This window comes from Mesorhizobium sp. WSM3868 (assembly GCF_002294785.1).
GTDB lineage: Bacteria > Pseudomonadota > Alphaproteobacteria > Rhizobiales > Rhizobiaceae > Mesorhizobium.
On the sequence record NZ_NSGB01000001.1, the window covers coordinates 60285 to 73075 of the forward strand.

General features: G+C 64.1%; 10 protein-coding genes. 8 read left to right on the top strand and 2 right to left on the bottom strand.

Annotated elements, in window-relative coordinates; translation table 11 throughout:
• Positions 1 to 49: 49 nt before the first annotated feature.
• On the bottom strand, positions 50 to 1330 hold the full coding sequence (locus tag CK221_RS00315) for an FAD-dependent oxidoreductase (RefSeq protein ID WP_245418624.1): 1281 nt from the start codon (positions 1328 to 1330) through the stop codon (positions 50 to 52).
• A gap of 194 nt (positions 1331 to 1524) precedes the next feature.
• Between CK221_RS00315 and CK221_RS00320 the strand changes: the two genes are divergently transcribed.
• From CK221_RS00320 to CK221_RS00340, 5 genes are all read left to right on the top strand, one after another.
• Positions 1525 to 2682 (top strand): fumarylacetoacetate hydrolase family protein, encoded by a 1158-nt coding sequence (locus CK221_RS00320; RefSeq protein ID WP_095776236.1) that lies wholly within the window; start codon positions 1525 to 1527, stop codon positions 2680 to 2682.
• A gap of 266 nt (positions 2683 to 2948) precedes the next feature.
• A complete protein-coding gene (locus CK221_RS00325) occupies positions 2949 to 3881 on the top strand; it encodes a substrate-binding domain-containing protein (RefSeq protein ID WP_067327783.1) in 933 nt (310 codons plus the stop codon).
• A gap of 104 nt (positions 3882 to 3985) precedes the next feature.
• The gene (locus CK221_RS00330; RefSeq protein WP_095776237.1) at positions 3986 to 4972 is read left to right on the top strand and encodes an ABC transporter permease; all 987 of its coding nucleotides are present in this window, start codon (positions 3986 to 3988) and stop codon (positions 4970 to 4972) included.
• 5 nt (positions 4973 to 4977) lie between these two features.
• Entirely contained in the window at positions 4978 to 5772 is a 795-nt protein-coding gene (locus tag CK221_RS00335; protein ID WP_095776654.1) for an ATP-binding cassette domain-containing protein, read from the top strand.
• A gap of 58 nt (positions 5773 to 5830) precedes the next feature.
• Positions 5831 to 6853 (top strand): LacI family DNA-binding transcriptional regulator, encoded by a 1023-nt coding sequence (locus tag CK221_RS00340; RefSeq protein ID WP_095776655.1) that lies wholly within the window; start codon positions 5831 to 5833, stop codon positions 6851 to 6853.
• 385 nt (positions 6854 to 7238) lie between these two features.
• Here the strand turns inward: CK221_RS00340 and CK221_RS00345 are convergent, their stop codons facing one another.
• Entirely contained in the window at positions 7239 to 7820 is a 582-nt protein-coding gene (locus tag CK221_RS00345) for a TetR/AcrR family transcriptional regulator (protein WP_066989382.1), read from the bottom strand.
• A gap of 253 nt (positions 7821 to 8073) precedes the next feature.
• Between CK221_RS00345 and CK221_RS00350 the strand changes: the two genes are divergently transcribed.
• The 3 genes from CK221_RS00350 to CK221_RS00360 are packed head-to-tail and all read left to right on the top strand — an operon-like array spanning position 8074 to position 12667.
• Positions 8074 to 8310: a hypothetical protein gene (locus CK221_RS00350; protein WP_095776238.1), complete on the top strand. Its 237-nt coding sequence runs from the start codon at positions 8074 to 8076 to the stop codon at positions 8308 to 8310.
• Positions 8304 to 11498, top strand: a complete 3195-nt coding sequence (locus tag CK221_RS00355) for a multidrug efflux RND transporter permease subunit (RefSeq protein WP_095776239.1) — start codon at positions 8304 to 8306, stop codon at positions 11496 to 11498. Before CK221_RS00350 ends, CK221_RS00355 begins: the two co-directional genes overlap by 7 nt.
• 14 nt (positions 11499 to 11512) lie before the next feature.
• Entirely contained in the window at positions 11513 to 12667 is a 1155-nt protein-coding gene (locus CK221_RS00360) for an efflux RND transporter periplasmic adaptor subunit (protein WP_095776656.1), read from the top strand.
• Positions 12668 to 12791 lie beyond the last annotated feature (124 nt).

Below are 12791 nucleotides of genomic sequence, written 5' to 3' on the forward strand. Positions count from 1 at the left end.
ATTCATGAAACTGTCAAGCTAAATCGGTGATGCGCTGCCGCGTTCAACTTCAGCGCTCGAGGGCATCCAGCATCCGATACCAGGCGATGGTGGCGGCAACGCCGACCTGGCGGAAGGCGTGGAACGGGATCGGCCGGATCGGCGACAGCGGGAAAGGCAATTGACTGACGTCGCCGGTCGCGAGGTAACCCGCAATGCGCTTGCCCAGCGCGCTCATCAGCCCGACGCCCCTGCCCTGGCAACCGACCACGGCAAGCAGGTCCTTTTCCGGCTCATGCAGGTGCGGGAGATGATCCGGGGTCATCGCCACACGACCGAACCAGCGCTTTTCGATGGCGATGCCGGAAAGCGCCGGATAGAGGCGCAGCAGCGCGCGTTCGCAATGCGCCCAGTCGGCCGCGCTTGAAGGCAGGGCCATGCGGCCGCGTCCACCCAACACCATCCGGCCATCAGGGCTCTTGCGGTAATAGATCAAGATGCGGCGGGAATCGGAAACGGCTTGCCCGCCGGGCAGGATGCTTGCGGCAAGCTCCGCCGGCAGCGGTGCCGTGGCGATCTGGAAGGAATGCAGCGGCACGATTGTTTGCGCGAGGCCGGGCAGCAGGCCATCCGTATAGGCGTTGGTGGCGAGTACGACCCTCGTCGCGCGCAGTTCGGCGCCGCCTTGCGTGGAGACCCGCCAGACGCCGGCTTCCTTGGTGAGCCTCACCACCCGCTGCTGCTCGGCGATCCCGGCGCCGACGGCAGAGGCGACGCGGGCAAGCTCGAGCGTGTAGGACAGCGGATCGATGACGCCGGCGCGGCGGTCGAGCCAGCCACCGAGATAGCCCTTGGCGCCGGTCATCGCGGCGATCTCGGCCCGGTCGAGCAGCTTGACGTCGGCGCCGCGCGCCCGCCATTGCCGGTCGCGGCTGGCTACGGCCTTCAAGGCCGTTTCGGTATGCGCGGCCTGGATCCAGCCATTGCGCGTGAACGGCACCGCAAGCTTCTCGTCACGGATCACATCGAACACCGCGTCGGCCGTCGAAGCGGCGAAGTCGACCAGGGCCTCGCCGCGCTCCTTGCCAAAGTGCTCGAGCAGACATTCGGGATCATATTTGAGGCCGGGAATGACCTGGCCGCCGTTCAAGCCCGACGCGCCCTGCCCGATCGCACCGGCATCCAGCACCTGGACGGAAAGACCGGCCCGGGCCGCATGCAAGGCGGTCGACAGACCCATGATGCCGCCGCCGACGATCACCGCGTCGAGGGTGCCGTCGCTCGACAGCTCGGACTGGAACGCCGGAGCTGTTCGCGGCTTTTGCCAGACCGGATCGGAAAAGGTGGGCAATTGGTCACCTGAGGCGCTGGAGCTCGTGAAAATCCTATTGCTGATTTCATGAATTTGAAAGAGGACCCGATGGGCCAGTCCGCGCTTGGCTATGTGACAGCATGCCATTGACTCATAACCTCGCCATCGACGGGATAGACGTTTGCATTAAATCCGGGGAAAGTGCCGCGCGACAATCGAGAGGACAGAAGACCATGACCGATTTAACCCGCCTCCCTGGCGACGGCCTTTTCGTCGGCCGCGCCAGGACCAGCGAAGCCTCCCATCCGCTGGTGGTCACGGTGCGCGCAGGCGAGGTCATCGACATCACGTCGAACGCGGCGCCTACTGTGCGCGACCTCTGCGAGCTGAAGGACCCGGCCGACTACGTGCGCTCGGCCCGGGGCAAGGCGATCGGCACACTGGAAGACATCGCAGCCAACAGCTTCGAAGCTCAGCGCGATGCCAAGAAGCCGATCCTGCTCTCCCCAGTCGACCTGCAGGCGGTGAAGGCTTCCGGCGTCACCTTCGTCGTCAGCCTGCTCGAGCGCGTCATCGAGGAGCAGGCGCGCGGCTCGGCGGAAAAGGCCGACGCGATCCGCGCCGACATCGCCGGGCTGATCGGCCACGATCTCTCCAAGCTCAAGCCCGGCTCGCCGGAAGCGATGGAGATCAAGGCCAAGCTGATTTCGCGCGGCGCCTGGTCGCAATATCTGGAAGTGGGCATCGGCCCGGACGCCGAGATCTTCACCAAATGCCAGCCGATGGCCTCCGTCGGCTTCGGCGCCGATGTCGGGCTGCATCCGGTCTCCACCTGGAACAATCCGGAGCCGGAGATCGCCATGATCGCCGACAGCTTAGGCCGCATCGTCGGCGCCACGCTCGGCAATGACGTCAATCTGCGCGACGTCGAGGGGCGTTCGGCGCTGCTGCTCGGCAAGGCCAAGGACAACAATGCTTCCGCCTCGCTTGGACCTTTCATCCGGCTCTTCGACGAGACCTTTTCCATCGCCGACGTGAAGCGCGCCACGGTGCGGCTAAGCGTCGAGGGCGAGGACAGTTTTTCGCTGGAGGGCGCAAGCTCGATGGCCGAGATCAGCCGCTCGCCGGAAGAGCTGGTCAGAGCCGCGATGGGACCTCATCACCAGTACCCGGACGGGCTGGCGCTCTATCTCGGCACCATGTTCGTGCCGTCGAAGGATCGCGGTGAAAAGGGCAAGGGCTTCACCCACAAGGTCGGCGACACCGTCACCATCTCGTCGGAAAAGTTGGGCGCGCTGACCAACCGGGTGCGCCTGTCGCCCGACTGCCCGCCCTGGACCTACGGCGCCAGCCACCTGTTGCGCGACCTCGCCAGAGCCGGTCTGATCTAGCAGCGGATCAAACGGCATACGCTTGCTCATCACTGGCTGATGAGCGCAGCGGCGTTTGCCGGGAAAATATCACGGTAACTGATGCAATCTGATGGGATTGCTGATGGCGTGCGGAGCTGTGCCAACATCCATTGACGATCGAGGCTTGCCAGCGGCCGAAAAAGGGAATGCTCTAGAGGCGTCCGGTCGGCGCGGGCAGGAAGATGCGACCCTTGAGGACCGCATCGCGCCTGATGTGGAGGTGGTTTCAACATGGGAGGAAATCGATGCTTTCGAGGCTGAGACTGTTCGTGCTTGGCTTGATCGCGGCAATCGCCATTCCGGCGATCGCCGAGGCCAAGACCTTCTACTGGATTTCGCATGGCGGCCCGGCCGATCCGGTCTGGACCTACTTCCTGGCCGGTGCCAAGCAATGGGCGACCGACACCGGCAACAAGGTGAACACCTCGTTCCACAATGGCGACGTTGCCTCGCAGCAGGAGGCTGTTCGCGCCGCCATCTCGGCCAAGGCCGACGGCATCGTCACCACCAGCCCCGATCCGGGCAGCCTCGTCGAGATCGTCAAGGAGGCCCGTGCAGCCAACATTCCGATCATCAACTTCAACACGCCCGACCCGAAGGCCAACTTCAACGCCTATGTCGGCGGCGACAACGTCACCTTCGGCAAGCACTGGGCGCAGTATCTGGTCGACAAGGGCCTGGTGAAGAAGGGCGACTTCGTTTGGATGCCGGTCGAGGTGCCCGGCGCCACCTATGGCGTGCAGGAAGAGGAAGGCATCAAGAGCGTGTTCGAGCCGCTTGGCATCACCTATGAGGTGACCGAGGCGACGCTCGACCAGGCCGAAGTGATCAACCGCATGGTGGACTATCTCACCGCCCACAAGGGCAAGGTGAAGGCGATCATCGGCCTCGGCGACCTCGTCACAGGCTCGGTCAAACGCGTCTTCGACCAGGTCGGCGTCAAGCCGGGCGAGATCCCAGTTGTCGGCTGGGGCAACTCGCTCGACACCACCCAGGAAGTGCTGAACGGCTATGTCAACGCCGCGCAGTGGCAGGACCCGCAGGCGACCAGCTACATCGCGCTTTCGATGGCGGCGATGGCGTCTGCGGGCATTCCTCCGGGCTTCAACGTCATCACCGGCGCGCTCTATGAAAAGGATACCGCCGGCGTTTATGACAAGATCCTGTCCGGCAAGTAAGACCTGACATTAACGGTCGCGGCTTTCGGGCCGCGATCGCTTCCTGGACCATCGAGTCCTGACTGATCGCAGCGGGCTCGCCAATCGTTCACATCGCGGGCCCAATGGAAAACCGTTCCTTCATCCAAAGTTTCATCGCGCGGCCGGAATTCGGGCCGCTGGTGCTGCTGATCGTCGAACTCGTCATCTTCTGGGGCATCAATCCGGATTTCCTGTCGCCGCAGAACATCTCGAACATCCTCGCCTTCACCGTCGAGCTTGGGCTTATCGCGCTGGCGATGACCTTGCTGATGACGTCGGGCGAATTCGACCTCTCGGTCGGCTCGCTGTTCGGCTTCTCGCCGGTGCTGATGTGGACGCTGTTCAATGGCGGGGTCACCTCGCTGGAGATGGGCTTAGCCATCGCGCTGGTGGTCGCGGCCTTGATCGGGCTTGTCAATGGCTGGTTCGTCACCCAGCTCAAGATCCCGTCCTTCCTGGTCACGCTCGGCATGCTGCTCGTCGTGCGCGGCACCGCACTTTTCGTCACCGACGGCTTTCCGCAGCGCACCTGGAGCGCCGAAGGCAGCTGGCTGGCGGACATCCTGGTCGGCGACTTCTACATCGGCCCGTTCCGCATCTATGCCTCGCTGTTCTGGTTCATCGGCGCCGCGATCGCGCTCGGTTATGTGCTGACGCAAAGCCGGACCGGCAACTGGATCCAGGCGGCCGGCGGGAATCCCAACGCGGCGCGCGCCCGCGGCGTCAATGTCAGCCGGGTCAAGATCGGCCTGTTCATCCTGTCGGCGGTGATGGCCTCGCTCGCCGGCGTGATCTCGTCGCTGCGCACCTCGGCCGCCAATCCGAACAGCGGCACCGGCTACGAGCTCGAGGTCATCGCCATGGTGGTCATCGGCGGCACGGCGCTGACCGGCGGCCGCGGCACCATTATCGGCACGGTGCTCGGCATCCTGATCCTGCGCGTCATGCGCAACGGCATCGTGCTGATCGGCGTGCCGGGACTCGCCTACAACATCTTCATTGGCGCGATCATCCTCGGGATGATGGCGCTGCACTCATGGCTCGAACGCCGGCACCAGGCAGGGACTTGAAGACGATGGCCGAGCCTCTGATCCGCATGACGAACATCCGCAAGTCCTATGGGCGCGTACAGGCGCTGGTGGACGCCAACTTCCACGTCAACGAAAAGGAGATCGTCGGCCTGCTCGGCGACAACGGCGCCGGCAAATCGACGCTGATCAAGGTGCTGTCGGGCGCGGTGCCGCTGACCAGCGGCGACATTTTCGTGCGCGGCAAGAAGGTGAATATCCGCAGCACCAGCGACGCGATCGCTGAAGGTATCGAGACGATCTATCAGGACTCCGCGCTTGTCACGCAGCTGTCGATCGCCCGCAACCTGTTCCTGGGGCGCGAGCCGATCAAACCGCCGCGTTTCCTCAACCGCATGAACCAGGAGGCGATGAACACGGTGGCGCGCGACCTGCTCAAGCAGGTCGGCATCTCCAAAAACATCCCGCCGACGACGCCGATCGGCTCGCTATCAGGCGGCGAGCGGCAAGCAGTGGCGATCGCGCGCGCCATGCATTTCGACAGCGACCTCATCATCCTCGACGAGCCGACCAACAATCTCGGCGTTGCCGAGACGCAAGGGGTGTTGAGCTTCGTGCGCGGCGCCCGCGATTCCGGCCACTCCTGCATCTTCATCGCCCACAACATCCACCATGTCTTCCAGGTCGTCGACCGCATCGTGGTGATGCGCCGCGGCAAGGTGGTGGCCGATGATATCGATCCGAAGAAGACCACAGTGGCGGACGTCGAACGCGTCATCACCGGCATGTCGGACAAGGAGATCCGCGATGCGATTTCCGACGGCCCGCAGCCGCATGGCTGATTTGGCCTGACTTCGATTTGGCTGACAGGGGCTTGCATCCCACCCTATGACCGGACCCATGAAAGCGACCGTAGCCGACATCGCCAGAAGCTGCGGCCTGTCGACCGCGACGGTCGACCGAGTGCTCAACAACAGGCCGGGCGCAAGCGCGGCCAACCGGCAGCGCGTCTTGGAGGCGGCAAAGCAGCTCGGCTATCTGCCGACGCTCGATCAAGTCGTGCTGCCGTCGAAGCCGGCGCATCTCGAATTCTTCCTGCCGATCGGCAGCAACGCCTTCATGGCCGACCTTGCCCATCATATCGAGGACTATGCAGGGCGCCTGCCGCTGGTCGCCTCCTGCCGCATCCACAATCTCGCCGGCATCTCGCCGGGCGCGCTGCAGGGCGCGATCGAGAACCTCTCGCTCAAGGCCAATGGCGTCGGCGTCATCGCCGTCGACCATCCGCGCACGCGCAACATTTTGCGCGAGCTGGTCGAGGCCGGCATCCGGCTGGTGACGCTGGTTTCCGATGTGCCGGCGGCCCCTCGCTCGGCGTATGTCGGCATCGACAACCGGGTTGCCGGACGCACGGCGGCGCTGCTGATGGGCCGCTTCCTTGGCGGCCGGATCGGGCACCTCGCGATGGTCGTCGGCTCGCGCTCCTACCGCGGCCACGAGGAGCGCGAGATGGGTTTCCGCTCGGTGCTCGCAGAAGAGTTCCCCAATCTCACCGTCTCCAGCGCCGTCGAGATCAACGACGAGCCCGACGCCAGCTACAGCGCGACCATGAAGGCCTTGCACAACGAACCGGAACTGCTCGGCATTTATTGCGTGGGCGCCGGACGCTCCGGCGTGGCCAAGGCGTTGCTCGAGACCGGGCCGCGCAGAAAGCCCGTCTTCATCTGCCATGACCTGACCAGGGAAACGCGCCGCTACCTCGTCGACGATCTCGCCGACGTGGTCATCGACCAGAACGCGCGGCTGATTGCCGAGCAAGCAGTGATCCGCCTGCTCGGCTCGATCGCCTCGTCGGCGCCGTACCTGACCAAAAAATTCATCGAGCCCCGGCTGATCATGAAGGAAAACGTGCCGGTGCAGTAGGCGCGAATGGCATCATGCCGTCGCCTCACTGATTTGTCAGACGATTGATCCGGCAAATCTGCACACCAGCTATGCACGCTTCGCAGTTGCCGAATGGTTGGGCAAATCGTAACTATTGCGGTGTCGGATGTCTTCCTCCTCCCAGACACCGACGCTGAATGCGGTGCTCCTCCTCCCGCGCCGTATTCGAAATCGAAGCCCGCTGCCTCCTCCTCCCGGCAGCGGGCTTTTTCTTTGCCTGCACTTAGGCGGAGCGCCCCTCACCCGGATATTGCCTTGCAATTCGGGGAATTCGACTTCTCCCCGAGGGAGAGGAGATCGTTGGTGCCGCCCCAAACTTCTCCCCTCGGGGAGAAAGGTGGCCCAAAGGCCGGATGAGATGTGGTCAGCGTGCCCGGAACGAGGCGATCAGGCTTTCGGCCATGCGCACGAACTGCGCGCTCGGGCCCTCGGCGCCAACGCTCTGCATCGAGACGCGCGCGCCTTCGAGCAGCAGCGATAGCGTATCGGCGAGCAGCTCGGCCTGGCCGATGCCGGCATCGCGGCAGAGCGCAACCAGCTTCTCGCGCTGGGCTTCCTTCAGTTCCTTGATGACGCGCCGTGCCGGGTGATCGGTCTCGGTGAGCTCGACGGCGGCATTGGCCATGTCGCAGCCGCGACTGTCGGCGCTGAGCAGCTCCGAAGCCTTGCGGACCCAGGCATGCAACTGCGCGAGCTTGTCGCCGGGATGCTCGGCCTCGAACTCGTCCCATATCCTTGAAGCCTTCGCCGCTGTGGCGCGCAGGCATTCGATGATCAGATCGTCCTTGGATTCGAAGTGACGATAGAGCGTCATCTTATTGGTGCCGGCAGCCTCCGTGATGGCGTCGACGCCCACACCCTTGATTCCGTGCTTGTGGAACATGTCCTGCGCCGTTTCCAGGATCCGATCCCGGGGGCGGGAACGTTCCGCAACGCCGTCAGTCATCGTGCTCTCCTTTCGTCGTTTCCAAAAAAACCGAGGTCACCTCTTGACTAGGGTGTTACCGGTCTGTAACTTTCAAATGTTACTTACTGGTAACACCTATATTACTCCCCGTCAAACGACAAGGCCCACCGATAGAGCCCTGCCAGAGTGAGATAGGACAGAAAACCTGCCTGTCATGCGGCTTCGGCCGGTGAAAACGAGAAAAAAACGGTCCGTGATCATCCGATGCGGGCCGCAGCAAGGAGCCGCTCCTATGCAAAAGCGCAAAGACCTGACGATCGACGAAGCCATCCGGGATCCGATGATCCGGCTGGTGATGAAGGCTGATGGGGTCGATCCCAACGCCTTCGAACGGATGCTGCGCTCGCGCGCCGCGGAACAGGCGCCGGACGATGTCCTGCCATCCTTCCTGGAGGATTCCGGTTCCGTCCGGGCCCGGCGCATGCGCCATTTCGCAAAACCGTTCGGCGAGGCATCCGCGTCATGGTGAACTTCTTCATCCACCGCCCGATCTTCGCATCGGCGATCGCCATCATCATGGTGCTCGCCGGTGCGATCGCCTATTTCCTGCTGCCGGTCTCGCAATTTCCTGACATCACGCCCCCGCAGGTCGTGGTCAGCGCCCATTATCCAGGCGCCAGCGCGCAGGTGGTGGCCGATACGGTCACCACGCCGCTGGAGCAGCAGATCAACGGCGTGCAAGGCATGACCTATATGTCGTCGACGAGCTCGAATGACGGCTCCTCGACCATCACCATCACATTCGACGTCGGCTATCCGCTGAGCACGGCGGCCGTCGACGTCCAGAACCGCGTCTCGCAGGCCGCATCCTCCCTGCCGGCCATCGTCAACCAGGGCGGCGTCACGATCAAGAAGCAGAACCCGAACTTCGTTCTGATCGTCGACCTCACCTCGCCCGACGGCTCGGTCGATCCGGTGGCGCTGAGCAACCTCGCCTATCTCCAGGTCGTCGATCCGCTGAAGCGGCTGCCCGGCGTCGGCGACGTGCAGATTTTCGGCGAACGGCGCTATTCGATGCGCGTCTGGCTCGATCCGGACAAACTGGCCAATCTCGGCATCACCGCCGTCGATGTGCAGAACGCCATTTCCGAGCAGAACGTGCAGGTGGCGGCGGGCAAGATCGGCCAATCGCCGGCGCCGGCCGGCACCGCCTTCGAGATGCAGGTCAATGCGGTCGGCCGTTTGAGCGACCCGAAGGAATTCGGCGACATCGTCGTGCGCGCCAACTCGCAGAACGGCTCGCTCGTGCGTCTGCGCGACGTCGCCCGCATCGAGCTCGGGGCGCTGCAATATTCGTCATCGGCCTTCTTCGGCAAGGACCCGACCGTGGTGCTCGCCGTCTACCAGATGCCCGGCTCCAACGCGCTCGACCTGCAGCAGCGGGTCAAGGACAAGATGCAGGAATTGTCGGCGCGCTTCCCGAAGGGCGTCCACTACGCCATGCACTACGATACGACGCGCTTCGTCTCGGCCTCGATGCATGACGTGCTGATCACGCTCGGCGAAGCGCTGGTGCTGGTGGTGGCTGTCGTCTTCATCTTCCTGCAGAGCTGGCGCACCACCATCATCCCGACCATCGCCATCCCGGTGTCGTTGATCGCGACGCTGGCGGTGATGTACATGCTGGGCTTCTCGCTCAATATGCTCTCGCTGCTCGGCATGGTGCTGGCGATCGGCCTTGTCGTCGACGACGCCATCGTCGTGGTCGAGAATGTCGAGCGGCAGCTGGAAGCCGGCCTCAAGCCGCTCGCCGCGACGCGCGCGGCGATGGCCGAAGTGACGGGCCCAATCATCGCCACCACCGCGGTGCTGATGGCGGTGTTCATCCCGGTCGCCTTCATTCCCGGCGTTTCGGGACGGCTCTACAACCAGTTCGCGCTTACCGTTGCGATCTCGGTCGGCATCTCCGCCTTCAACTCGCTGACGCTGAGCCCGGCGCTGAGCGCCGCGTTCCTGCGCCATCGCGGCGGAACGCAGTTCGTGCTGTTCCGCTGGTTCAATGCCGGCTTCGACTGGCTGTCGCATGCCTATGCGCATGGCGTGCGCATTCTGATCCGGCTGCGCTGGGCCATGCTCGGCCTGTTCGCGGCGGGCCTGGTCGCCACCTATTTCGTCTGGCAGAAGCTGCCCTCGACCTTCCTTCCGGTGGAGGATCAGGGTTATTTCTTCGTCGTCATCCAGCTGCCGGACGGCGCTTCGCTGGAGCGCACCGACGCGGTGGCGCAGAAGGCGCGCGACATCCTGCAGAACACGCCCGGCGTCGACATCGTCGGCTCGATCAGCGGCCTGAACTTCCTCACCAGCGCCGCGCAATCGAACTCGGCGGTGGAGTTCGCCATCCTGAAGCCGTGGGACGAACGCGGGCCCGACCAGAACGCCTCGAAGCTGGTGGCCGAGGTGCGCAACAAGTTGCTGCAGATACCGGAGGCGTTTGCGCTCTCATTCGATCCACCCTCGATCCCGGGCCTCGGCACGACCGGCGGCTTCGAATTCCAGGTGGAAGACCTTTCGGGCCGCGGCAGCGCCGCGCTCAACGAGGTCACGCAGGCGCTGATCGCGGAAGCACGCAAGCAGCCGGAGCTCAATCCGCAGCAGCTGTTCTCGTCCTTCTCGACCTCGACGCCGCAGTTCAACTACGACCTCGACCGCAGCAAGGCGAAGCTGCTCGGCCTCAACCTGCCCGACGTGTTCAACACGCTGCAGATCTATCTCGGCTCCCTCTACGTCAACGACTTCAACCTTTTCGGCCGCACGTTCCGGGTGACGATCCAGGCCGACAAGGACGCGCGCGGAAACGCGAACGACATCTCGCGCCTCTACGTGCGCAATGCGTCCGGCGGGATGGTGCCGCTGAGCACACTGGGCAAGCTGGTGCCGATCGTCGGTCCCGAGACCGTGCCGCATTACAACAACAATGCATCCGCCCTCATCAACGGCGGCGCGGCGCCAGGCTTCTCGTCCGGACAAGCGGTCGCGGCCATGGAGCGGGCGGCGGCAAACGTGCTGCCGCGGGACTTCGGCTATGAATGGACCGGCATCACCTATCAGGAGCTCCAAGCCGGATCGATCGCCTCGATCGTGTTCGGCCTGGCGATCGTGTTCGTCTTCCTGATCCTGGCGGCGCAGTATGAAAGCTGGGCGATGCCCTTCATGGTGCTACTCGCCGTGCCGCTCGCTTTATTCGGCGCCTTCGTGGTGCTCTTGCTGCGCGGCATGCAGATCGACGTCTACTCGCAGATCGGTTTCGTCATGCTGATCGGCCTGGCGGCGAAGAACGCGATCCTGATCGTCGAGTTCGCCCGACGGCGCCGCGAGGAAGGCCTGACCATCGTCGAGGCGGCGATGGAAGCCGCGCGGCTGAGGCTGCGGCCGATCCTGATGACGGCCTTCGCCTTCATCCTCGGCGTGCTGCCGCTGATGTTCGCGACCGGCGCGGGCGCCGCCAGCCGGCAGTCGATCGGCACCACCGTCTTCGGCGGCATGGTGGCGGCGACGATCCTGTCGCTGGTCTTCGTGCCGGTCTTCTACGCGGTGATCGAGAAGCTGCGCGAGCGCGGCGGCGAGAGCGAACCTGCCGCGGGGCCTCAACATGCCCCGCACCAACAAGAGATTGAACCGACCGCCGAGCCCGTCCGGCTCGCCCAGGCGGCCGAATAGGATTGGAGACCAACATGCGTAAATGGAAAATCGCTTTGGGAACGGCGGTCGCGCTGGGCGCAATCTCGGTGGCAAGCGTGCACCTGCTCGACATGGGCAATCTCAGCCTCAGCGCCAGCACTGCGGGCGCGGCACCTGCGCCCAAGGCGTTCGTCATGCCGGTGCCGGTGGTGAACGTCGTCAAGAGGACGCTGCCGATCTATCTCGACTACGCCGCACGCGTCGAGCCGATCCGAAACATCACCCTGCAGGCGCGCGTGCCGGGCTATCTGCAGGAGCAGACGGCGCAGGACGGCAGCGACGTCAAGCAGGGCGACCTGCTTTACCGGATCGCGCCCGAGGACTACCAGGCAGCGCTCGACCAGGCCAAGGCGCAGGTGCAGCGCGACGCGGCAGCGCTCGATTACGCGCGGTCCAACCTCGGCCGTGGCACCGACCTTGCCAAGGCCGGGTACCTCGCCAAGGACAGCTTCGACCAGCGCACCAGCAACTTGCGCACGGCCGAAGCCGCCCTTGCGGTCGACCAGGCGGCGGTGCGGACGGCCGAGCTCAATCTCGGCTATGCCGAGATCAAGGCACCGTTCTCCGGACGGATCGGCCGCAACCAAGCCTCGGTGGGCACCCTGGTGAGCGTCGCCGGCACGGTTCTCAACACGCTGGTGCAGCTCGACCCGATCTACGTCACCTTCAATCCGAGCGAGACCGACCTCGTAGAGATCGAGCAGGCGAAGGCCAACGGTCCGATTGCGGTCGACGTGCTGTTGCCCGGTGAGACCGAGCCCAGCCAGAAGGGCGAGCTCACCTTCATCGACAACACGATCGATCATTCGACCGGCACGATCACCGCGCGGGCGACGATCGGCAACGCCAAGTTCACGCTGCTGCCCGGGCAGTATGTGCGCGTGCGGCTGCATGTGAAGGAGCAGCCCAATACGCTGATGGTGCCGCAGGTGGCGCTGGGTTCCAGCCAGCTCGGCAAATATCTGTACGTCCTCGGCAAAGACAACACTGTAGACCAGAAGCTGGTGTCGCTCGGCCCGACCGACGGCGATCTGATTTCCGTCACCTCAGGCATCTCCGAGAGCGACCAGGTGATCACCGGCAATTTGCAGAAGATCGGACCCGGAATGCCGGTTTCTCCCTTGCCGGAAACGAAACCGGCCAGCTGATAATCCCCCATCAGTCCCGGTCCGACGGCGCCCTCGACACCCACATCGAGGGCGCCGTTTTGTTTGCGCGCCTGCCATCCGCGAAAAAACGATAGCCACCCTCTTGTTGGATTGTCGACAATCT

Bases quoted from the DNA above. Each gene is read 5' to 3' on its own strand.
- CK221_RS00360 (WP_095776656.1), top strand. From the start codon at position 11,513: ATGCGTAAATGGAAAATCGCTTTGGGAACGGCGGTCGCGCTGGGCGCA.
- CK221_RS00345 (WP_066989382.1), bottom strand. From the start codon at position 7,820: ATGACTGACGGCGTTGCGGAACGTTCCCGCCCCCGGGATCGGATCCTG.
- CK221_RS00320 (WP_095776236.1), top strand. From the start codon at position 1,525: ATGACCGATTTAACCCGCCTCCCTGGCGACGGCCTTTTCGTCGGCCGC.
- CK221_RS00340 (WP_095776655.1), top strand. From the start codon at position 5,831: ATGAAAGCGACCGTAGCCGACATCGCCAGAAGCTGCGGCCTGTCGACC.
- CK221_RS00355 (WP_095776239.1), top strand. From the start codon at position 8,304: ATGGTGAACTTCTTCATCCACCGCCCGATCTTCGCATCGGCGATCGCC.
- CK221_RS00335 (WP_095776654.1), top strand. From the start codon at position 4,978: ATGGCCGAGCCTCTGATCCGCATGACGAACATCCGCAAGTCCTATGGG.
- CK221_RS00325 (WP_067327783.1), top strand. From the start codon at position 2,949: ATGCTTTCGAGGCTGAGACTGTTCGTGCTTGGCTTGATCGCGGCAATC.
- CK221_RS00330 (WP_095776237.1), top strand. From the start codon at position 3,986: ATGGAAAACCGTTCCTTCATCCAAAGTTTCATCGCGCGGCCGGAATTC.
- CK221_RS00350 (WP_095776238.1), top strand. From the start codon at position 8,074: ATGCAAAAGCGCAAAGACCTGACGATCGACGAAGCCATCCGGGATCCG.